The following is a 20,477-nucleotide window of genomic DNA, read 5'->3' on the forward strand; positions in this document are numbered from 1 at the left end:
GTTGCCCAAAATCGATTCGGGGACGCCAATGCCCCCCTCTCCCCCTTGTTGCCGTCAGAGGATAAGGGTGAGGCCCAAACCCGTCCAACCCATGCAGGAAGCAATGACCAAAATCCTGATCCTCGGCGGCACCACCGAAGCCCGGCTTCTTGCCGGCAGGCTGGCGGCGCGGGGCGATCTCGACATTACCCTGTCGCTGGCCGGTCGCACCGTCGAGCCGGCGGAACAGCCGGTGCCGGTGCGCAGCGGCGGCTTCGGCGGCGCACCCGGCCTGGAACAGTATCTTGAAGACAAGAAAATCGACCTGCTGATCGACGCAACGCATCCCTATGCCGCTCAGATATCGCGAAACGCCGACACGGCCGCGCGGCTTGCCGGCTTGCCGGCGTTCGCCTTGCGCCGCGCGCCATGGCAGCCTGTCGCCGGTGACCGCTGGCGCTTCGTCGCCGACCCGCAAGAGGCCGTCACCGCACTTGGCAGCGAACCGCGCCGTGTCTTCCTGGCGCTTGGCCGGCAGGAGATCGGCGCCTTCGCCGAGGCGCCGCAGCACGCCTACGTCATCCGCAGCGTCGACCCCATCGACCCGCCGCTCGATGTGCCCGACGCGGAATACATCCTGGCGCGCGGGCCGTTCGCCGAAGTCGAAGAACGCCGGCTGCTTGCCGACCGGCGCATCCAGGTGATCGTCGCCAAGAACAGCGGCGGCAGCGCCACCTACGGCAAGATCGCCGCGGCGCGCGAACTCGGCATCAATGTCATCCTGTTCCAGCGGCCCGACGTACCCGACATGCCGGCGGTCGAAACGGTCGGGGAAGCGGTGGAGATGGCCGATCATCTCCTTGACTCTGCCGTCAGGAAACGCGGCGTATAGACCAGCGGAGCGCGCTCGCCGCGCTCGATGACGCGCGTCTCGGGCGAACCGATGATGACGCAGGTCGCCATGTCGGCCCGTGACGCATCGGCATCGGCGAGGTCCATCACCGCCATGCGCTCGTCGGGCCGGCCGGCGGCGCGACCGAAGATCACCGGGGTGGCGGCGGGCAGTACGCCGCGCAGCAGTTCGAACGCCTTGCCGAGCTGCCACGGGCGGGCGCGGCTGATCGGATTGTAGAGCGCGATCACGAAGCCGGCGCGGGCGACCGCCTCAAGCCTTGCCTCGATGACCTCCCACGGCTTCAGATTGTCGGAGAGCGAAATCGCACAGAAATCGTGGCCGAGCGGCGCGCCGATGCGCGCGGCGACCGCCAGCATGGCAGTGACGCCCGGCACGACGACGAGGTCGAGGTCGCGCCATTCGGCCGGACCGGCCTCGATCGCCTCGCAGACCGCCGCCGCCATCGCGAAGACGCCGGGGTCGCCGCCGGACACCACGCAGACTTTTTTTCCTTCGGCGGCGCGCTTCAAGGCGGCCGATGCTCGGTCGAGCTCCTCGCGATTGTCGGACGCGATGCGCAACTGGTCGGGCCTCAGATCCAGCCGGTCGAGATAGGGCGTGTAGCCGAAGAACTCCTCGCCTTCCGAAACGACCCGCGTCGCTTCCGGTGTGACCTGCTCCGGGCTGCCCGGCCCGAGCCCTATGACGGCGATGCGTCCGGTCTTCTGTCGGCCAGCACTCAAGGCTTTTGCCTCCAGCCGGGAACCAGCACGATGGCGAAATAGGGGGCGTCATCGTCGCCCTTGTCGGCGAGACGCATCGAGGTAGTGTTGGTCATGGTGGCGCGCTCAACATAGATCGCGTCTGCAAGCTTGCCGGCCGCATCCAACGCGCTGCGTATCTTCGGCAGGTTGCGGCCGACCTTCATGATGACCGCGGCGTCGGTGTCGGCCAGCCGGCGGGCCAGCTCGAATTCGCTCATCGTGCCGGGCAGCACCGACAGCACGTCGTCACCCTGCACGATCGGAATGCCCGTCTGCGACCAGCAGCCCGACATGGCCGTTATGCCCGGAATGACCTCGGTGTCGTAACGCTGCGACAGCCGGACATGCAGGTGCATGTAGGAACCGTAGAAAAGCGGGTCTCCTTCCGACAGAACCGCAACGGTTCGGCCATTTTCGAGGTGGTTCGCGATGGTTTGGACAGATTCCTCGTAGAAGGAAGTGATCTGTTCGCGGTAGTCGTTGTTTTCCCTGTCGATTTCCGTTGTGACGGGATAGAGCAGCGGTAATTCTATCCACGTCGGCCGAACATGTGTCTCGACGATCGCGCGTGCGTTGCTCTTGTTGCCGCGCTTGGCGAAATGCGCCACGACATCGGCTTCGCCCAGCGCCCGCACCGCCTTCAGCGTCAACAGCTCGGGGTCGCCGGGACCGGTGCCGACGCCGATCAGCCGTCCTTTCGCAAGCGATTTCAAAGGCCTGGCCTCGCCAGGGCGTTGAGGGCGGCGGCCGTCATGGCGCTGCCGCCCATGCGTCCGCGCACGATGGCGAAGGGAACGCCGAGGCCGCTTTCGGCGAGCGCGTCCTTCGATTCGGCAGCACCCACGAAGCCGACCGGCATGCCGACGATCGCGGCGGGTTTCGGCGCGCCCGCCTTGAGCATGTCCAGGAGGTAGAACAGCGCGGTCGGCGCGTTGCCGATGGCGACGACCGAGCCAGCCAGCCTCTCGCCCCACAATTCGAGTGCGGCGGCGGAGCGCGTGTTGCCGATTTTGCCAGCGATTTCAGCCGTTTGCGGATCGCGCAGCGTGCAGATCACCGCGTTGCCGGCCGGCAATCTGGCGCGGGTGACGCCCTGCGCCACCATTTCGGCGTCGCAGAAGATCGGCGCGCCCGCCTGCAATGCGGCCCTGGCAGATGAAACGAAATCTGGTGAAAAAACAAAGTGTTGCGCCGCCTCGACCTGACCGCAGGCATGGATCATGCGGATCGCGACATCGGCCTCGTCTTCAGAAAAGCGCGACAGGTCGGCCTCGGCGCGGATGATGGCGAAAGACTTTTCGTAGATCGCCATGCCATCGCGTATGTAGTTGTAACCGCTCATGAATTTCCCTGGAAAGCTGCCGCGACACGTTGCGCGCCGAGCCGGGAAAAGCATGTCCTGGCGCTTTCCCCCGGCCGTCGCGTTTCGCGGTATAGGCCGGCAAGGCGCTGAAAACCATGCCTGATTTCGGCATTCGGGAGTCGCACTTCGGCCACGTCCTGCGCCTTGCCGCCGATCACCAGCCCGATGCCGTCGGGCAGGCCAACAAAAGTCAGGTCGGCGGCAGCCGGATGCGCGCAGCCCTTGCCGCAGCCGGAGACGTGGAGGCTGAGCGAATTGTCGAAAAGCCCGGTGCCAAGTGCAGCAAGCTGTTCGGCGACGATGCGCGCCGCGATCTGCCCCGACCCGCAGGCCGGGCTGCCCGGGCAAGCGGCGATGCAGAGCCTGGTGTCGCCGGGATCGCCGATGAACCCATGGCGCGGCGCGATATCGCTGAGGTCGGTGCAAACGCCAGTGTTCGGGGCTATCGCCAGCAGCGCCCGGCCGGGCGCAAGGCGGAACTCCTCAACGCCGGCGGTTTCGGCCTCGCGGCAGAAACCGGTAAGGCGCGACGCCTCGATCTGGCCGAAGGGCAGGCCGACGCCCAGGGCGGCGCGGCCATCGGCAAGCGCGAAGACGCCGACCGGCAAGGCGCTCTGCGCGCCGCCGCGCGGATGCAGGACGACGATGTTGTCCTCACCAGAGGCCCCCTGTTCCCCCGCCAGATCCGGCCAGGCGGCGTCGGACACCGCGCGGGCGAGCTCAGCGCGCAAAATGGCCGGAGCCAGGTGGCGGCCACGGGCACGAACCCCCATCTCGGCGATTGCGTTGAGTGCTGTAATCGCCGCATCGCAGGCGTGCGCTTCGTCGAGCAAGGCGATCGGAGCGGCGGTGGCTGCATTGCCGCCGACGGAAAACTGCCAGGCGACGTGCTGACCGCTCCGCACCGCCGCCAGCCGCACGTCGGCCTGGATGCCCGCCATATTGAGGCGGCCGCCGCCATCGACGACAACGGAAACTTTCGGGCCCAGACGTTTCGCCAGATCGGTCGCAGCGATCGCCCGGCCTATGGCATCGACCAGCGGGCGCGGATCGGCGGTCTCGTATGGATCGAGCCCGGCGAGCGGTCCGGTTTCCACAGGCACGCCCTCGCGCACGACGATGCCCAGGGCATCGATGTCGGCGGCGAGCGACGCGACCGTTGCAGCTTCCAGCCCCCTGATCTGCAGGCTGCCGCGTCCGGTGACTTCGAGAATGCTGTTGCCGTGGCGGAACGCGGCCTCGGCCAAACCCATCAGTGCGGCCGGCGTGAAAAAGCCGGAGGCGGGGCTGAGGCGAACCAGCAGCCCGTCGCCGGTCTGCATCGGAGCGGAAAGCGCCGGGCAGGCGCCGCGCGGGAGCGGCAGGCTCATGCCGCCTCCCTGCCCCGCGCCTCTTCTATCAGCGCGGCGAGATCGTCGTCGATGGAGTTGCGGCGCGAATGCCAGAGGCCGCGCCGGCGGGCCGACATGAAACGCTCGGCGATGGCGCGGGCGGCGGCCGGATTTTCGCGCAGGATGAAATCGCGCACGCGCGCGTCGCCGAGATAGGCGTCGTGCACCGCCTCGATCAGGGCCGCGGGAATGGCCTCGGTGGTCTCGGCAAAGCCGATCAGCCGGTCGACCGTTTCGGCGAATTCGGCAGCACCACGCGGCCCATGCCGCAACTGGCCTTCGATGAAGCGCGCGTTGGTGGCGCGGGCGCGCACCACGCGGCCGACAGCCTCGGTGACGGAACGCGCGCGCGGCCTTGCAGGGTCTGTGGTGTCGAGTGCGATCACGTCGGCGCTGCTGCCCAGGGCTGCGACAGCGGCGGTGAAGCCGCCGATGAAGGCGACGTCGGCCGAACCTTCGAGAATATCGCGGCCCGGATCGTCGCCGGTGTGGATCAGCAATTCGGCCTGTGCGATGCGTCCTGCAAAGGCGCCGGGGGCCGCCTCGCCCTCGCCTTCGGCGCCGCCATAGGCATGCGAGCCCGCGTCGAGATAGGCCCGGCCGAGTTCAGCGCGCGATTGCCAGTCGCCGGAGGCGAGCCTGTCTTCAACACCGGAGCCGTAAGTGCCCGGCGACGAGCCGAAGACGCGCGGCGGCACATGGCCGAGCACCCGCGCATCCGCGGCAAGCGGGTTCTCCGAGGCCTCCTCGTTGCGCTCTCCGACAGCCTTCGCCGCGGCGTGGATCAACGCGATCTGCGCCGGGAACATGTCGCGGAACAGGCCGGAAATGCGCCAGGTGACGTCGACACGAGGACGTCCCATCGCCGCCGCCGGCAGCACTTCGATTGCCGTGACACGGCCGGTCGCGGCATCCCATTGCGGGCGGCACCCCATCAGCACCAGGCCTTGCGCGATCTCCTCGCCGCCGGTGCGCAGAGAAGCGCTGCCCCAGAGGTCCATGACCAGCGAGCGCGGCCAGTCGCCATGATCCTGCAGGTAGCGGCGCAACACCTCGTCGGCGGCAGCGCGGCCAAGCTCGAAGGCGGTCGGCGTCGGCATGGTGCGCGGGTCGGCGGTGAACAGGTTGCGGCCGGTCGGCAGCACGTCGCTGCGGCCGCGCGCCGGGGCGCCCGACGGGCCGGCTGTTATGTGGCGGCCGTCGAGTGCTGCAATCAGCGCCTCGCGCTCGCGGGCTGCACTTTTGCGGCGCAGCGGATCGGGTTCGTTATCAAGCGCGCGGCCGTAGATGTGCAGGCCGTCCTTGACCGCGAAATCCTTGAGATCGCAGAGCCAGGCGTCGATGCGCTGCAAGGCGGCGTCCGGCGCTTCGTCGCGCGCCACGCCGGCCTGCGCCGCGAGCCCGGTTTCTTCGGCCTTCGCGACGATCAGCTTCGCCAGCCGGTCGCGGCGGCGGCGGTCGAGCCCATCGGCCTGTACATACTCGTCGACCAGACGCTCGAGCATCTGCTGGTTCTCATCGAGCCCGGCCTCGGCGAGCGGCGGCGGCAGATGGCCGAGCGTGACGGCGGCGATGCGCCGCTTGGCTTGCGCAGCCTCGCCCGGATTGCTGACAATGAAGGGATAGACCACCGGCAGCGAGCCGGTGACGATTTCGGGGAAACAGTCGCCGGAGAGCGCCACGGTCTTGCCCGGCAGCCATTCCAGCGTGCCGTGGGCGCCGACATGCACGATGGCGTGGCAACCCAGCGATTTTTGCAGCCATAGGCCAAAGGCCACCAGCGCATGGCGCGGCGGGATCGTCGGGTCGTGATAGTCGGCGCGGCGGTCGGCGGAACGCCCCCGGTCTGGCGCCAGCGCCACCGTAACGCTGCCGAAGCGGGCGGCGCGGAAGGGGAAATTTTGCGGGGCAGCCGACGTGCGACGTTTGCGCTCTACGTTGCCCCCCTCTGTCCTGCCGGACATCTCCCCCTCAAGGGGGGAGATCACGCCTTCATCGCAGACTTCGCCAATCGGCAATGAAAGGGAAGAGCCGACGCAGGAGCTGCCAATCTCCCCCCTTGAGGGGGAGATGTCCGGCAGGACAGAGGGGGGCAACGTAGCGTGCTTTCCCTCAACACCATCGCCACAAGGTGACCCCCACGCCGCCTCGACCGCTTGCATCGCCTTTGCCGGCAACGATTTTGCGAATGAGCGATAATCGTCCAGGCTGAGCCCCTCGTCGCTTCGCTCCAGCCTTTCCAGCAATGCGCGCGGGCTCTTCGGGATATCGCCGACCGCGTAACCCTCGGCGGCGAGATCATGCAGCATCGCGAGCACGCTTGCGGGTACGTCCAGCCCGACGGCGTAGCCGGTGCGGCCGGCTGCGGCGGGATAATCCGGGATCAGGACAAGAAGCTTGCGTTCGGCGCGCGGCGTCTGCTGCAGCCGGACGAGTTTTTCCACACGCAGAGCCAGCTGTTCGATGCGGTCGGGCTCGGGCCGGTTGAGGAAGCCTCGGAAGCCAAGCTGGTCATCGCCCTCGCCCTCCGCCTTGAAGGCGATGGCGCCGGCGTGGATGCGGCCGTCGAGTTCCGGCAGCACGACATGCATGGCAAGGTCGGCCGGCGCCAGGCCGCGCTGGTTGCTGGCCCATGCCTCGCGCCGCGTGGTGGCGACGATGGCCTGCAGGACCGGCACGCCGGCGCGGTCGAACAGGGTCTCCTCGCCCGGCTCGGCGCCGCTGGCAAAAGCCGTGGTGGTGACGATCAGCGCCGGCGACAAATCGGCAAGGGCCGCCTCGACAAGACAAAGCGATTCCTTGTCCTTGAGGCTGGCGACAAAGATGGGCGCGACGGCGATGCCCTTGCCGGCGAGTGCGGCACAAAGCGCGTCGATCGGAGCGACATCGGCGGCAAGCAGCATGGAGCGGTAGAACAGGATCGGCACGATCGGGGCGCCGGGCGCATTTGCCTGCCTAACCGCTGTCAGATCGACGATGCCTTTGCCCGGCAGGTAGAAGCCGGCCTTGGGCACCACAGCCGGTTCGGGCGCCGGCATCTCATGCCCGGCAAGCGTCGCCAGCCTGCCGACAAGGCCGCGCATATTGGCCGGGCCGCCCTCGCGGAAATAGGCGAGCAGGCCGTCAAGCTCGCCGCGCGGCAGCGTCGAGGCCTCGATCAGACGTTCGTCGACATCACGGCATTCGCCGGGCAGCAGCGCGAGCTTGATGCCGCGTTCACGCGCCAGCGCCGCGAGCCGGTCGCAGCCATAGCGCCACCATTCGTAGCCGCCGAGAATGCGGACCAGAATGACCCTGGCGTGCATCGCGACGCTGTCGACCCAGAGATCGACGGACATAGGATGTCGCAGCTCGCGCAGCGGCGCCAGTCGCATCGACGGCAGGTTTTGCCGGTCGGCCTGCCACGCCGCGGCGAGGCCGGCCAGATCGCTGTCGGTGAAGGACAACGCCACGACATCCGCCGGCGACTGCCGGAGATCGACCGGTTCGGCCAGATCGTCCAGCGAGGCGGATGTGGTGGCGAGGATGTGCACCCCGGGATGCTCCCTGTCAGCTTGCGAGGATGCGTTCGATCGCCGGGCGGTTCAAGCCCTTCAGGCCGATGACGACGAGGCGGCTGCGGCGGTCTTCGCCCGGCGCCCAGGCGCGGTCGAAATGATGATTGACGCGCGGACCCACCGCCTGGACGAGAAGCCGCATCGGCTTGCCCTCAACGTCGACGAAACCCTTCACCCGCAGCACGTTCTCCGCCTCGGCGGCTTCGGCCACCTTGCGGGCGAGATCGGCAGGCTGGGCGATCGACGGCAGCTCGATGACAAAGCTGTCGAAATCGTCGTGCTCGTGGTCGAAGGCGCCGTCGTGATGGGTCTTGCGGTTCTCGATGTCGTCCTCGACGGCGAGACCGAGGCCGAGCAGCACCGACGCGTCCACCTTGCCCTGGCTGGTCGGCACGATCTTTACCGCGCGCGACAAATGTTCCGAGACGATGGCGTTGGCGCGTTCCCGGCCGGCCGCATCCATGAGGTCGCTCTTCGACAAGATGATGAGGTCGGCGCAGGCGACCTGGTCCTCGAAGACTTCCTCGACCGGATCGTCGTGGTCGAGCGAATCGTCGGCCGAGCGCTGCGCCTGAAGCCCGTCCATGTCTGCGGCGACGCGACCGTCGGCCAAAGCGGGACCATCGACCACGGCAATCACCCCGTCGACGGTGACGCGGCTCTTCACCGAAGGCCACTGGAAGGCCTGGACCAGCGGTTTCGGCAGCGCCAGGCCGGAGGTCTCGATGAGGATGTGGTCGACCCTCGGTTCGCGGGCGAGGATCTGGTCGAGCGCCGGCACGAAATCGTCGGCGACGGTGCAGCAGATGCAACCATTGGCCAGTTCGACGATGTTTTCCTCCGGGCAAGCGTCGACGCCGCAGCCTTTGAGGATGTCACCGTCGATGCCGACATCGCCGAACTCGTTGACGATGATGGCTAGGCGCTTGCCACCGGCATTTTCGATGACGTTGCGAATCAGCGTGGTCTTTCCGGCTCCCAGAAAGCCAGTGACGACGGTGCAGGGAACGCGTTCGGGCAGTGCGGTCATTTCGTTTCTTTCGTCAGGTCAAGGGGAGGGATACGGGCGATCAGCCCGCGTTTCAGACTGTCGGGACGGCCGCGCCACGGGATTAGCCCGTCTGCCGAGCCGGCAAATAGATTGGCGCCGGCGACAAGGTCGGCGCCACTGTCGATGGCGAGGTCGCCGAACACATAGCTCCACGCGCCCGGCTTGACGATGGCCGCGCTCAGCCGCCGCTTGCAGTTGCCGAGGCAGGAAACCGTGGCGACCTTGACGCCCGAGCCCGCGGCCGCGCGCAGCGTATCGGCGGCAAGGTTTTCGCCGGCGCGTGGATAGGCATCGGAGCCGGTCTCGTCGCGGCAGCTTTCGCAGACGACGACCGTCACCGCCGAGGCGTTTGCCAACGAGGCCGGGTCCTCGTGTTCAGGGTTGGTGCTGACGTCCACGCATTGCACTCCGCGGCCAGTGGCCAGACTAGCGGGGTGCACGCGCATGCGCTGGCGAACGAACGCCCATCGCACATCTGATTCCGACGCCAGGGCACCCCGCCCGGTCTCGGCATTGCAAGTTCGGCGGCAGGTCTCCTGGCTCGCGCGTCATCGCCTTCTCCCGCCTTCCCGGACACATCTCCAGTGGCATTCGGTCGAGGCTCGTCGCTTACAGTTGCGGGGACAGCTGCGGACTGGAAACCAGGGTTTCGCACCGCATTCCCTCTTCGCCCTTCGCGTTGCCGTGAAGGGACCGTCGACGCCGGCGAAATTACGCGCTGGCGAAGGGCGATGTCAACGCGGCTTGAATTGGGTAGCCTTAATTGGGCGGCTTGAACTGGGCGGGCAGAATGGGTTTGCCGCCCGCGCAACTTCGTTTATAGTCGTGCCGTCGTCGGTTTTCGATAAGAACCGAAAGAGGGAATGCGGTAAGGACGGAACGTTCGATGCCGCGGCTGCCCCCGCAACTGTGTGCGGTTAGCTCCTCCCCAAGTGCCACTGGAAAGCAATTTCCGGGAAGGCGGGGAAGGAGTAGCGATCCGCAAGCCAGGAGACCTGCCGGCGACGCAACGTAAATGCCAGGGACCCTCGGGTGGAGGGTGAGAGGACAACACAGTGACCACAGCAACCCATACGACCGGCGCCGCCACATCTTCGGCTTCGCGCGCTTTCCAGCTCAGCCTTTCGGCTCTGCTCGGCCTTTTCGTCGTCGGCTTCGTCGGCTTCTCCCATCTGGAAGTGGCCCACAATGCAGCGCATGACTATCGCCATTCGATGGCGTTTCCCTGCCACTGACGAAAGCCAGACATCATGACCCTTTTTCGTAACGTCGTGTTCGTCGCGGCGATCGCCGGACTGTTGGCCGGCATCGTGATGACGGCAATGCAAGCCTATGCCACCGTGCCGTTGATCTTGCAGGCGGAGACATTCGAGAACGCAGAAGCCGCACCCGCGCATGACCATGCCGAGGCCGCTCCGACGACCGACACTGCCGCCGCGACAGCCCCGGAAGCCGCGGCGCCTGCCGCGCATGACCATGGCGAAGAAGCCTGGGCGCCAGCCGACGGCTTCGAACGTTATGCCTATACGGCCGCCGCCAATGTCGTCACTGCAATCGGTTTCGCGCTGATCCTGGTGGCGGTTTCGGAGGCCTTCGGCGGCATCCTCAGCTGGCGCCAGGGCCTGTTCTGGGGCTTTGCCGGCTTTGCCGTGTTCACGCTGGCTCCCGGCCTCGGCCTGCCGCCGGAACTGCCGGCAATGCCGGCCGCAGATCTCGCGGCGCGGCAGGTCTGGTGGATCGGCACGGTTGCCGCCACCGCGATCGGACTGGCGCTGATCGCCTTCCGCCGCTCGGCGCCGCTTGCCATTCTCGGCCTCGCGCTGATCGTCACGCCGCACATCATCGGCGCGCCGCAGCCCGAAAGCCATGAATCGCCGATCCCGGCAAACCTGCACCACCAGTTCGTGGTGGCCGCGACCGTGACCAGCCTGATCTTCTGGGTGGTGCTCGGCGGTCTGGTCGGACTGATCCGTGGCCGTTTCATGGGATCGGAAACCGAACTGCAGCGCAGCTTTGCCTGACAATGGACGGCTGACACTGCTCATCGGCGGCGCCCGCTCCGGCAAGAGCGCGCACGCCGAGCAGCTGGTGACCGCACTTCCCGCGCCGTGGACCTACATCGCCACGGCGCAATCCTTCGACGCCGAGATGGATGATCGCATCGCGCTGCACCGGGCACGCCGCGCCGCTGGCTGGGAAACCGTCGAGGAACCGCACGACCTCGCCGGCACTCTTGCCAAACTCCCCGAGGGTCGGCCCGTGCTGGTCGACTGCCTGACCTTGTGGCTGACCAATCGCATGCTGGCGGACGCCGATCTCGAAACCGAATGCGCGCTGCTGGAGAACGTGCTCGCAGCGCCGCGCGGGCCCTGGTTCGTCGTCAGCAACGAGGTGGGCCTGGGCATCGTGCCGGACAACGCGCTGGCCCGGCGCTTCCGCGACGCCGCCGGGCGTTTGAACCAGCGCATCGCCGCCAAAGCGGACCGGGTGCTGTTCATGGTCGCCGGCCTTCCCATGCAGGTGAAATGAGATGAGCATCGAGGACAAGGACAGTGAACGCCACCGCGCCAAGATGGCCAAGCGCAAGGCGGTTCAGGACAAGGAAGTCGCCGAAAAGACCATCGAGAAGGGCCTTCTGATCGTCAACACTGGCCCGGGCAAGGGCAAGACCACCGCCGCCTTCGGGCTGGCATTGCGTATGCTCGGCTACGGCAAGAAGGTCGGCGTCGTGCAGTTCATCAAGGGCGCCTGGCACACCGGCGAGAAGGACGCCTTCGCCACCTTCGGCGAACGCATCGTCTGGCACACGATGGGCGAAGGTTTCACCTGGGAAACGCAGGATCTGGCGCGCGACATCGCCGCCGCCGAACGCGCCTGGTCCAAGGCGCTGGAGCTGATGGCCGATCCGTCGATCAGCCTGGTCGTGCTCGACGAACTCAACATCGCGCTGCGCTACGATTATCTCGACCTCGGCAAGGTGGTAGACGCGCTGAAGGCGCGGCGCGGCGACCTGCATGTCGTCGTCACCGGCCGCAACGCCAAGCCGGCGCTGGTCGAAGCCGCCGACCTGGTTACCGAAATGACGGCGGTGAAACATCATTTCGCGGCCGGCGTGAAGGCCCAGCAAGGCATCGAATTCTGATGTTCTGCTACGCCTCAGGCGAGCAGGAACAGCGCCAGAAAACCAAACAGCCCGATCAGCAGCCAGTCGGCGACGCGGAAGATTTTCAGCGCGGCGCGGATGTCAGCCGCCGTCGCCTCGCGCCTGCCGCCCGCGCCCATGGTGGCATCGTGAACCGTGACGCCGCCATAGACGCGCGGACCGGCGAGCGCCAGGCCAAGCGCGCCGGCCATTGCCGCTTCCGGCCAGCCGGCATTCGGCGAGCGATGCTTTCCCGCGTCGCGCCAGACGGCGCGCCAGGCATTTTCGGTCGAAGCGCCGCGAACGAAGAACGCCGCGCAGGCGATCAGCAGCGCCGTCAGGCGCGAGGCCGGCAGGTTGACCAGATCGTCGAATCGCGCCGACGCCCAGCCGAAATCCTCGTGTTTTTCGGTGCGGTGGCCGATCATGGAATCGGCGGTGTTGACCGCCTTGTAGGCGGCGCCTCCAGCCAGCCCGCCGACGCCCAGCCAGAAGGCCGGCGCCACGATGCCGTCGGAAAAATTCTCGGCCAGGCTTTCGATTGCGGCGCGGCTGACACCCGCTTCGTCCAGCCGGTCCGGATCGCGCCCGACGATCCGCGAAACGGCGACACGTCCGGCCTCAAGGCCGCCGGTCTCCAGCGCTTGCGCCACCGCCGCGACATGGCTTTCGAGGCTGTTCTGCGCCAGCAGGCTGGTCGCCACGACAGCCGCAAGGACGACACCGAACGGTACGAGGGACAAGACGCCGGAGACGATGCCGGCAATCGCGGCGGGAATCAGGACGATGACGGCAAGGGCGAGAGCGCCGTGCAGGCGGCGTCGCGACGGCTGGAAGGAGGGAAGGTTCAGCCTGGCGTCAAGCCAGGAAATCAGATTGCCGATCCACATTACCGGATGGCCGATTGCCTTCAGCAGCGGCTGGGGATAGCCGGTGAACCGTTCGATCAAGAGGGCAAGAAAGGCGAGCAGTACTGACATGGCTTCCGGAGGTGGCATTGCGGCGGTAACGGATCACGGCGGCAGCCTCGAGCGCGCAGGCGTGCTGTTTCCAGACGCGCCGCAGCCCTGGATCGACCTTTCGACCGGGATCAATCCGCACCCCTACCCGCTTTTCGAGCTGCCTGCCACCGCCTTTTCCCGGCTGCCGGAACCGGGACGCAACCGCGAACTCGCCGCAGTCGCGGCTTCAGCCTATGGCGCAGCCTCAAGCAGCAATGTGGTCCCCGCGCCGGGTACGCAGATCCTTTTGCCGCGCGTCGCATCGCTGGTCGCTGCCGGACGCGCGATGGTGCTTGGCCCGACCTATGCCGAGCACCGGCGCGCCGCAGCCATCGCCGGACACATGGTCGAGGAAACCGACGATTTCGACAGGCTGGCCGACGCCGACCTCGCCATCATCGTCAACCCCAACAATCCAGACGGGCGCGTGGTCGCCCGGGAGGATCTTCTCGCCCTTGCCGAAACGCTGAGATCGCGCGGCGGGCTGCTGATCGTCGACGAAGCCTTCATGGATGTCGGACCGCTCGCGGAAAGCCTCGCGGGCGATGTTGCGGGCGGCGGCATCGTGGTGCTCAAATCCTTCGGCAAATTCTTCGGGCTGGCAGGAATCAGGCTCGGTTTCGCCATCGCTTCGCCGGGGATAGCCGCGAGCCTGGACGACCAGCTCGGCCCGTGGGCGGTCGCCGGGCCGGCGCTGGAGATCGGAATTCACGCACTTACCGACAAGCACTGGCAGGAGACCATGCGTGCGAGGCTTGCCGGGGAGGCCCAGAGGCTTGACGCGCTGCTCGCCGGCCACGACATTCCGGTGATGGGCGGCACCAGCCTTTTTCGGTACGTACAGATGCCCGGCGCCGGCGCGCTGTTTTCCGTGCTTGGCGGCCACGGCATTCTGGCGCGGAACTTTGTGGAGCGGCCGGACCGCCTCCGGTTCGGACTGCCAGCGAACGAAAATGAATGGGACAGGCTTAGCGAGGCGCTCGCGGCTTGGCGCAGCGGAGCCCGGAAAAGAAGAATGCGCAAATGATGATCCATGTCTGTTCGCTGACCCGGCTTCATGCCACCGTCGCTGCCACTGGCGCCGGACGCGTCGTGTCGCTGCTCAGCGCCGGTACGATCGTGGAAAGGCCGGCCACGGTGGAGGAGGTCGACCACCTGCACCTTTCCATGCACGACATCGTCGATGCGCAGCCCGATCTGGTGCTGCCAGGCCAGGCGCATGTCGAAAGGCTGCTGGAATTCGCTTCCGGCTGGGATCGCTCGAAGCCGCTGGTCGTGCACTGCTTTGCCGGCATCAGCCGCTCGACGGCCGCCGCCTATATCATCGCGGCGGCGTTGTCGCCGCAGCGCGACGAAATCGAGCTGGCGCAGACACTGCGGAAACTGTCGCCGTCTGCGACGCCCAATGCGCGGCTTGTTGCAATCGCCGACGAGTTGCTGGGCCGCGACGGACGCATGGTAGCGGCCATCGCCGCCATCGGCCGCGGCGCCGATGCTTACGAAGGCGTGCCCTTCGCGCTGGAACTCACCGCCGCGCCATTGGTATAGGCTTGAACCTCACCCTGCCGGCTCAGAAACGTTCTCCAGCCAGATGGGCGACCTGCGCGCCGGCTTCGTAATACGCTTCCCTGAAGGGGCGGAAAGACGTTTCCCGCAATTCGGTCAACGGCAGCGGCATCTCGGCCTCGGTCTTTTCGCCAAGGATGAGTTGCGCGAGCTCGCGGCCAAACACGGTGCCCGGCGAGATGCCACGTCCGTTGTAGCCGGAGAAGCCGACCGCGTTCGGGCCGAATTTGTGGAAGCGCGGCAGCGCATCGTCCGTCATGCCGATCTGGCCATACCATTCATGTTCGAACGCGACGGCGCCAAGCTGCGGATAGAGCTTCGCCAACGCACGGCGGGCCCACGCTTTGTGAATGACTGTCCCGGTGTTGCGCAGCGCGCCGACGCTGCCGAAAACCAGCCTTCCCGCCTGGTCCAGCCTGAACGACGAAAGGATCGTCTTTGTATCCCACACCCCTTCGCGCCCGGGCAGGATGGATTTCAGAAGTTCGGCGCCAAGCGGCCTCGTGGCGAGATTGAAATAGGGCAAATGCACCTGTTCGGTGCGGACATTTCGCCAGGGACCAGTGCTGTATGCGTCGGTGGCGACCACCACCCAGGCGGCGTCGACCACGCCGGACGCGGTGCGGACCTTCCATCGCTCGCCCTTGCGGTCAGCGGCGATGACGGGACTGTCCGTGTGGAATGCCGCTCCCGCTGCGATTGCCGCGCGGGCGAGGCCGCGCGCATAGGCAAGCGGCTGCAACGTGCCGGCACGCAGATCGAGCAGCGATCCGGCATAGGCCGAAGTGCCCAGCCGTTGCGCCGTCTCTGCGGCGTCGAGGACGCGGACCGGTGCGCCGCGCCGTTGCCATTGCGCCTCGCGCTCGCTGATTTCCTTCAACCCTTCCGGACCGACGGCGCAGTGAAGCGTACCGTTGCGCTCCAGTTCGCATGCGATGCCGTGCCGGTCGATTAGCGCCATCACCAGCGATGGGCCGTCGCCGAGAAGCTGCAGCAGCCGCTCCCCAAGGACAGGACCGAGCGTTGCCGACAGATCGTCCGGCATCACCCAGAGGCCCGCATTGATCAGCCCGACATTGCGGCCGGCGCCGCCGAAGCCGATCTCGCGACCTTCAAGCAGCACAACGCGCCGGCCGGCTTCCGCCAGATGCAGCGCGCAGGACATGCCGGTGTAGCCGCCGCCGATAACGGCCACGTCGGCAGACACGTGTCCGTGAAGCGGATGGGTCGGCGGCGCGGCTGGCGCCGTCGCCTCCCAAAGCCCGTGCGAGCGCGGATCGCCGAGCATCAGCCGGCCCTCCAGGTCGGCACAGCCACCGAGATATTCATGCGGGCCTCACTCGATGTCGAAGGACACGCCCTGGGCAAGCGGCAGCGCCTTGGAGTAGTTCACCGTGTTGGTGGCGCGCCGCATATAGGCTTTCCACGCATCCGAGCCACTCTCGCGGCCACCGCCGGTCTCCTTCTCGCCGCCGAAGGCGCCGCCAATCTCGGCTCCCGAGGTGCCGATGTTGACATTGGCGATGCCGCAGTCGGAACCGTCGACAGACAGGAAGCGCTCGGCCTCCTGCAGGTCGAGCGTGAAGATCGACGACGACAGCCCGGCGCCTACCGCATTGTGGTCGGCGATCGCGGCGTCGAGGTCGGTGTATTTCATCACATAGAGGATCGGCGCGAAGGTCTCTTCAAGCACCGGCCCCTCCTGCTTCGGCATCTCCACCAGCGCCGGCTTGACGTAATAGGCATCGGCATGGCCGGCGTCGACGCGGCTGCCGCCGGTGATCTTTCCGCCATGCGTCCCGGCTTGCTTCAACGCTTTCTGCATGCCGTCGAATGCCGCCTTGTCGATCAGCGGGCCGACCAGCGCCGAAGTCTCCAGCGGGCTGCCGACGGAAACGCTCTCATAGGCCTTCTTCAGGCGGGGAACGAGCGTGTCGTAGACGCTGTCATGCACGAACAGCCGGCGCAGCGTGGTGCAGCGCTGACCAGCGGTGCCCATGGCGCCGAAGGCAATGGCGCGCAGCGCCATGTCGAGATCGGCCGATGGCGTGACGATGCCGGCATTGTTGCCGCCGAGTTCCAGGATGGCGCGGGCAAAACGTTTGGCCAGCCTTGGGCCGACATCGCGGCCCATGCGCGTCGAGCCGGTGGCCGAGACCAGCGGCACCTTCGGGTGGTCGACCAGCACCTCGCCGATGGCGCGGTCGCCGATCAGCACTTTCAGCAGGCCGTCCGGCGCATCGGACCCAAAGCGCTTTACCGCTCGCTCGAAGATCGCCTGGCAGGCAAGGGCGGTCAGCGTCGTCTTCTCCGACGGCTTCCATACCACCGAATTGCCGCAGACCAGCGCCAGGGCTGCGTTCCACGACCACACCGCGACCGGGAAGTTGAAGGCCGAGATGACGCCGATGACGCCGAGCGGATGCCAGGTTTCCATCATCCGATGGCCAGGGCGCTCGGTGGCGATGGTAAGGCCGTAGAGCTGGCGCGAAAGGCCGACGGCGAAATCACAGATGTCGATCATTTCCTGCACTTCGCCCAGGCCTTCGGACGGTATTTTTCCCGCCTCGATCGACACCAGGCGGCCGAGTTCGGCCTTGTGGGCGCGCAGTTCCTCGCCCAGGAGCCGCACCAGCTCGCCGCGCTTCGGAGCCGGCACCAGCCGCCACTTGCGGAACGCCGAATCGGCTTCCTCGATGGCGCGGGCCGCACCCGCAGCCGTCGTCGTCGCCACCTCGGCGATCTTCTCGCCCGTCACCGGGCTCATCGCCGCCATGCCGCCGGCGGCATAGGCGCTCTCGCCAACACCAAGCGCGGACAGAAGCCCACGCGCCTCGGCAACAATATCCAACCGCTTCGTCGATACGTTCATCTGGAATCTCCTGTTCTAATCTTATCCGAAACGGACGGCGCCGAGCCGTCCCGGCGAGGTCAGCCGTTTCAAGCCCACAGCAAGGTCCTTGTTCTTCTGCTGCGTGTAACGGTCGTAGTAGGACTGGTTCTTCCGGCCAATGCCATGTTCTGCGCTGAAGGAACCGTGGAACTTCTCTACCGCGACGGCAAAAACCCAGTCGCGCAGCCTATACTCGAAATCTTTATCGAGGGAGGCTGATTTGTCGACAACAAGATTGAAATGCACGCCGCCATCCCCGATGTGGCCGAAGTCGCAGATGGTAACGCCGGGAAACCGGGCCGGCATCTCGGCCTTCATATGGTCGCAGAAGGCCATGATGTCACCCCGGCGAAACGACAGATCGAAGGCGATCAGCCTGCCCAGGTGCTTGACACCCTCCGATAGCGCGTGCCTGAGGGCCCACATCTCATGCGCCGGCCCGACGAAGGCATCGGCGAGGGCGCCGTCCTGCCAGAGATCGGCAAGCACTGTTTCCAGCACCGCATCCAGCGGCTGTTCGCCGTCGCGTGGCGTCCAGCTGCGCGATATCTCGGCCAGGATCACATAATGCGGGATGTTGCCGCCCTGGAACGGGTTCTTCAACGACGGAACATGCGAGAGAGCGGCGGAAACGGCATTCTTCGACATGCCTTCGAAGGCAGAGAGGTAGGCGCCAAGACGTTCTTCCATCGCCCGCAGCAACGGCATGACATCACTGCCGTTTCGGGGCACCAGATAGGCGGTGGAAACCTGGCGTGGCAGCGGCTCCAGATTGAGCACGCATTCGGTGACGATGCCGAAGGCGCCGGAGGTGCCGATGAAGAGCTGCTTCCAGTCGACGCCGGTATTGTTCTTGCGTAGCCCGGACATCAGATCAAGCACGGTGCCCTGCTCGTCGGCCAGCACCACTTTGACGCCGAGCACATTGCGGCGCACGTCACCATATCGAAGGAAGCGCGAACCGCCGGTGTTTGTCGCCAGCATGCCGCCGACGCGCGGGTCGGCGCCGAGGTCGATGGGGAAGAAAAGCCCTTCCTGTTCCAGCCGCGCATTGACGTCCGAAAGCCGGAAACCGGCATCGAGGCGCAGCGACCGGTTGTCGATGTCGAGTTCGAAGCCCTGCGTCATCCGGTCGAGGCTGAGCACCGCCTGCGATCCATCGCCATCCGGCGTCGAGCCTGACACCAGTCCCGTGTTTCCCGACTGAGGCACCAGCGCGATGCCCTCGCGCACGCAATAGGCGACACATGCGGAGGCCTGCACGGTGTCGCGCGGACGCAGCACGAACGCGGCGCGGCCCTGGTCATAGCGCGCGCCATTTTCGTACACCGCCATATCGGCGGCATTGGCGACGATGCCGCTGTCGCCCAGGATTTCGCCCAGTGCCGCTTTGTGCCGCGCGTCGATCATTCCTGGCTTGCCTGCTCCGTGACGCGTTGTCCATTGAGATGGCGAATGCATTTGTCAATCGACGCTTTTTCGATCGCCGCATAGTGCGCGAACTCATCAAGGACGGCAGCACCCAGATCGGCTTCGAAACGCTGCTGGTTGGGGCTGGCGACAAAATCCTGGGCGGCTTCGTCGCCGAGATTGGACTGGAAGATGCCAGCAGCACTGACCGGCAGGAAATCCTCGTAGACGATCGGGTCGAAGCGCACGACACCCTCCGCGACCAGGCGGCCGAAATCGCTGACGCCGACCTTGCCGGGCAACTCCGCGCGCCTGGCGACGGAATAGGTGAAATAGCCGAGGCCGGCAGCGCGGATTCCTTCCCATGTGTCGGGGAAATGCTCGAATGTTTTCGACAACGCTGCCACATAGTCGGCCGCGTTCGAGCCGTCGGCCGTCGGCCGCACGATCTTGCGGGTTTCGTCCAGCAAGCGGTCGTAGAGCGCCCTGCCCTTTGGCGTCAGCGCGATGCCGCGCTCCTCGATCTCGCCGAAGCGGGCCGTGTGCGAGCCCGCCGACCAGCCGCCGTCCGCCGACTGGAACGACACCGGCTCGTCCAGCGCCTTGAACGAGGTCTGCCGCAACAGGATCGGGCAGCGGCGCGAGGGCGGGCCCTCGACAACCGCTTTGGGGGCGATGCCCCGCGCCGGCATGCCTGCCTGCACGGCGTCGATGTCCAGCGTGCGCGGCGTCAAATGGTTGATATGCGGTCCCTTGAAGGAAACCACGTCGGCGATCAGCCGGTGCGCCTGATGCAGCCGGTGGTACATTTCCGGGCTGACGCAGGCCCGGTCGTGCCAGCGGAACGTCTCCAGAATTTCCGCGACGAAACGGTCGGCGTCGGCACCGCCGAGACCGCCCTCGAGTTCGGCCTTCGCCGTCAGTTCGACAGCGGCATCTGAGAAGATGCGGCGAGCCGACAGGATGCGCTCAGCTTCGGCGCGCAGCATTTCATCGTCGATCAGGTCGATGCGCAGCAGCGAGGTGAAGACGCGGAACGGGTTGCGGCTGAGCGCCTCGGCGCCGACCGGGCGGAACGCCGTCGAGTGCACCGGCACGCCGGCCGTGCTCAAATCGTAATAGCCGACCGGAAACATGCCCATCACGGCGAATACCCGCCGCATCATGGAAAGCTCGGCCGGAGTGCCTAGCCGGATCGCGCCATGCCGCTCTTCGGAAATGCGGTCGAGCGAATCCGTCGCCTCCAGGCGCTGCCGCAGCACGGGATCGGCCCCGAGCGTCGCTGCATTCACGTCGGCGACCAGGTCCATCAGGGTGCCGTAGGCCGGAACTTCGGTCCGGTACATGGCCGACATCGCCGCCGAAAAGGCGGAACGGATGTCGTCGGGTGAAACGAAAACGGCGTCTTTCATGGTGCGCGGCCCTGCCGATAAAAATTGCAGATCATTCCGAAAAAAGATGATAG

General features: G+C 66.6%; 19 protein-coding genes and 2 riboswitches. Of the genes, 7 read left to right on the forward strand and 12 right to left on the reverse strand.

Going from position 1 to position 20,477, the window contains the following annotated elements:
* Positions 1 to 103 precede the first annotated feature (103 nt).
* Complete coding sequence (locus F3H98_RS03935; RefSeq protein ID WP_149758552.1) at positions 104 to 871, forward strand: cobalt-precorrin-6A reductase; 768 nt, start codon at positions 104 to 106, stop codon at positions 869 to 871.
* Here F3H98_RS03935 and F3H98_RS03940 read toward each other — a convergent pair.
* From F3H98_RS03940 to F3H98_RS03970, 7 genes are read right to left on the reverse strand one after another with little or no spacing between them, the layout of a single operon-like run.
* A complete protein-coding gene (locus F3H98_RS03940) occupies positions 832 to 1,617 on the reverse strand; it encodes a precorrin-3B C(17)-methyltransferase (RefSeq protein WP_149758555.1) in 786 nt (261 codons plus the stop codon). The two genes, F3H98_RS03935 and F3H98_RS03940, sit on opposite strands and share 40 nt — an antisense overlap.
* A complete protein-coding gene (locus F3H98_RS03945; protein ID WP_149758557.1) occupies positions 1,614 to 2,351 on the reverse strand; it encodes a precorrin-2 C(20)-methyltransferase in 738 nt (245 codons plus the stop codon). The genes F3H98_RS03940 and F3H98_RS03945 overlap by 4 nt, the downstream gene beginning before the upstream one ends.
* Complete coding sequence (locus F3H98_RS03950; protein ID WP_149758559.1) at positions 2,348 to 2,980, reverse strand: precorrin-8X methylmutase; 633 nt, start codon at positions 2,978 to 2,980, stop codon at positions 2,348 to 2,350. The genes F3H98_RS03945 and F3H98_RS03950 overlap by 4 nt, the downstream gene beginning before the upstream one ends.
* Positions 2,977 to 4,371, reverse strand: coding sequence for a precorrin-3B synthase (cobG, locus tag F3H98_RS03955; RefSeq protein WP_149758561.1), 1,395 nt, complete (start codon positions 4,369 to 4,371; stop codon positions 2,977 to 2,979). Before cobG ends, F3H98_RS03950 begins: the two co-directional genes overlap by 4 nt.
* Positions 4,368 to 7,925: a cobaltochelatase subunit CobN gene (locus F3H98_RS03960; protein ID WP_149758563.1), complete on the reverse strand. Its 3,558-nt coding sequence runs from the start codon at positions 7,923 to 7,925 to the stop codon at positions 4,368 to 4,370. Before F3H98_RS03960 ends, cobG begins: the two co-directional genes overlap by 4 nt.
* Before the next feature lie 16 nt (positions 7,926 to 7,941).
* Positions 7,942 to 8,979 (reverse strand): cobalamin biosynthesis protein CobW, encoded by a 1,038-nt coding sequence (gene cobW / locus F3H98_RS03965; RefSeq protein ID WP_149758565.1) that lies wholly within the window; start codon positions 8,977 to 8,979, stop codon positions 7,942 to 7,944.
* The gene (locus F3H98_RS03970; RefSeq protein WP_244621606.1) at positions 8,976 to 9,398 is read right to left on the reverse strand and encodes a DUF1636 family protein; all 423 of its coding nucleotides are present in this window, start codon (positions 9,396 to 9,398) and stop codon (positions 8,976 to 8,978) included. Before F3H98_RS03970 ends, cobW begins: the two co-directional genes overlap by 4 nt.
* A 111-nt stretch (positions 9,399 to 9,509) precedes the next feature.
* Positions 9,510 to 9,713, reverse strand: a riboswitch (cobalamin riboswitch).
* A gap of 105 nt (positions 9,714 to 9,818) precedes the next feature.
* Positions 9,819 to 10,017: riboswitch (cobalamin riboswitch) on the forward strand.
* A gap of 38 nt (positions 10,018 to 10,055) precedes the next feature.
* Between F3H98_RS03970 and F3H98_RS03975 the strand changes: the two genes are divergently transcribed.
* From F3H98_RS03975 to cobO, 4 genes are read left to right on the forward strand one after another with little or no spacing between them, the layout of a single operon-like run.
* Positions 10,056 to 10,235: a CbtB domain-containing protein gene (locus tag F3H98_RS03975; RefSeq protein ID WP_149758567.1), complete on the forward strand. Its 180-nt coding sequence runs from the start codon at positions 10,056 to 10,058 to the stop codon at positions 10,233 to 10,235.
* A 15-nt stretch (positions 10,236 to 10,250) separates the two neighbouring features.
* On the forward strand, positions 10,251 to 11,021 hold the full coding sequence (locus F3H98_RS03980) for a CbtA family protein (protein WP_149758569.1): 771 nt from the start codon (positions 10,251 to 10,253) through the stop codon (positions 11,019 to 11,021).
* Positions 11,014 to 11,529, forward strand: coding sequence for a bifunctional adenosylcobinamide kinase/adenosylcobinamide-phosphate guanylyltransferase (gene cobU, locus F3H98_RS03985; protein ID WP_149758571.1), 516 nt, complete (start codon positions 11,014 to 11,016; stop codon positions 11,527 to 11,529). The genes F3H98_RS03980 and cobU overlap by 8 nt, the downstream gene beginning before the upstream one ends.
* 1 nt (position 11,530) lies before the next feature.
* On the forward strand, positions 11,531 to 12,142 hold the full coding sequence (gene cobO / locus F3H98_RS03990; RefSeq protein WP_149758573.1) for a cob(I)yrinic acid a,c-diamide adenosyltransferase: 612 nt from the start codon (positions 11,531 to 11,533) through the stop codon (positions 12,140 to 12,142).
* A gap of 14 nt (positions 12,143 to 12,156) precedes the next feature.
* Here the strand turns inward: cobO and cbiB are convergent, their stop codons facing one another.
* The gene (cbiB, locus tag F3H98_RS03995; protein WP_149758575.1) at positions 12,157 to 13,122 is read right to left on the reverse strand and encodes an adenosylcobinamide-phosphate synthase CbiB; all 966 of its coding nucleotides are present in this window, start codon (positions 13,120 to 13,122) and stop codon (positions 12,157 to 12,159) included.
* Between cbiB and cobD the strand changes: the two genes are divergently transcribed.
* Complete coding sequence (gene cobD / locus F3H98_RS04000) at positions 13,121 to 14,170, forward strand: threonine-phosphate decarboxylase CobD (protein WP_149758577.1); 1,050 nt, start codon at positions 13,121 to 13,123, stop codon at positions 14,168 to 14,170. The two genes, cbiB and cobD, sit on opposite strands and share 2 nt — an antisense overlap.
* On the forward strand, positions 14,170 to 14,691 hold the full coding sequence (locus tag F3H98_RS04005; protein ID WP_149759279.1) for a tyrosine phosphatase family protein: 522 nt from the start codon (positions 14,170 to 14,172) through the stop codon (positions 14,689 to 14,691). Before cobD ends, F3H98_RS04005 begins: the two co-directional genes overlap by 1 nt.
* 22 nt (positions 14,692 to 14,713) lie before the next feature.
* On the opposite strand, the gene F3H98_RS04010 is transcribed toward F3H98_RS04005, so the two are convergent.
* Genes F3H98_RS04010 through hglS form a run of 4 tightly spaced genes read right to left on the reverse strand, consistent with a single transcriptional unit; the run spans position 14,714 to position 20,424 of the window.
* Positions 14,714 to 15,997, reverse strand: coding sequence for an NAD(P)/FAD-dependent oxidoreductase (locus F3H98_RS04010; RefSeq protein ID WP_149758579.1), 1,284 nt, complete (start codon positions 15,995 to 15,997; stop codon positions 14,714 to 14,716).
* A gap of 48 nt (positions 15,998 to 16,045) precedes the next feature.
* Positions 16,046 to 17,581 carry an L-piperidine-6-carboxylate dehydrogenase gene (gene amaB, locus F3H98_RS04015; protein ID WP_149758581.1) on the reverse strand — a complete coding sequence of 512 codons (1,536 nt, stop codon included), beginning with the start codon at positions 17,579 to 17,581 and terminating at the stop codon, positions 16,046 to 16,048.
* Positions 17,582 to 17,602: 21 nt separating this feature from the next.
* On the reverse strand, positions 17,603 to 19,012 hold the full coding sequence (locus tag F3H98_RS04020) for an FAD-binding oxidoreductase (RefSeq protein ID WP_149758583.1): 1,410 nt from the start codon (positions 19,010 to 19,012) through the stop codon (positions 17,603 to 17,605).
* Positions 19,009 to 20,424, reverse strand: coding sequence for a 2-oxoadipate dioxygenase/decarboxylase HglS (hglS, locus tag F3H98_RS04025; RefSeq protein ID WP_149758585.1), 1,416 nt, complete (start codon positions 20,422 to 20,424; stop codon positions 19,009 to 19,011). The genes F3H98_RS04020 and hglS overlap by 4 nt, the downstream gene beginning before the upstream one ends.
* Positions 20,425 to 20,477 lie beyond the last annotated feature (53 nt).

Origin of the sequence: Neomesorhizobium albiziae (assembly GCF_900114255.1) — a bacterium.
In the GTDB taxonomy this organism is placed as follows: domain Bacteria; phylum Pseudomonadota; class Alphaproteobacteria; order Rhizobiales; family Rhizobiaceae; genus Neomesorhizobium; species Neomesorhizobium albiziae.

What these genes read in the sequence shown, in the direction of transcription:
- cobO (WP_149758573.1), top strand. Translation starts at nt 11,531, where the DNA reads ATGAGCATCGAGGACAAGGACAGTGAACGCCACCGCGCCAAGATGGCC.
- amaB (WP_149758581.1), bottom strand. Translation starts at nt 17,581, where the DNA reads ATGAACGTATCGACGAAGCGGTTGGATATTGTTGCCGAGGCGCGTGGG.
- cobD (WP_149758577.1), top strand. Translation starts at nt 13,121, where the DNA reads ATGGCTTCCGGAGGTGGCATTGCGGCGGTAACGGATCACGGCGGCAGC.
- cbiB (WP_149758575.1), bottom strand. Translation starts at nt 13,122, where the DNA reads ATGTCAGTACTGCTCGCCTTTCTTGCCCTCTTGATCGAACGGTTCACC.
- F3H98_RS04005 (WP_149759279.1), top strand. Translation starts at nt 14,170, where the DNA reads ATGATCCATGTCTGTTCGCTGACCCGGCTTCATGCCACCGTCGCTGCC.
- F3H98_RS03935 (WP_149758552.1), top strand. Translation starts at nt 104, where the DNA reads ATGACCAAAATCCTGATCCTCGGCGGCACCACCGAAGCCCGGCTTCTT.
- F3H98_RS04020 (WP_149758583.1), bottom strand. Translation starts at nt 19,012, where the DNA reads ATGATCGACGCGCGGCACAAAGCGGCACTGGGCGAAATCCTGGGCGAC.
- hglS (WP_149758585.1), bottom strand. Translation starts at nt 20,424, where the DNA reads ATGAAAGACGCCGTTTTCGTTTCACCCGACGACATCCGTTCCGCCTTT.
- cobW (WP_149758565.1), bottom strand. Translation starts at nt 8,979, where the DNA reads ATGACCGCACTGCCCGAACGCGTTCCCTGCACCGTCGTCACTGGCTTT.
- F3H98_RS03980 (WP_149758569.1), top strand. Translation starts at nt 10,251, where the DNA reads ATGACCCTTTTTCGTAACGTCGTGTTCGTCGCGGCGATCGCCGGACTG.
- F3H98_RS04010 (WP_149758579.1), bottom strand. Translation starts at nt 15,997, where the DNA reads ATGCTCGGCGATCCGCGCTCGCACGGGCTTTGGGAGGCGACGGCGCCA.
- cobG (WP_149758561.1), bottom strand. Translation starts at nt 4,371, where the DNA reads ATGAGCCTGCCGCTCCCGCGCGGCGCCTGCCCGGCGCTTTCCGCTCCG.
- F3H98_RS03950 (WP_149758559.1), bottom strand. Translation starts at nt 2,980, where the DNA reads ATGAGCGGTTACAACTACATACGCGATGGCATGGCGATCTACGAAAAG.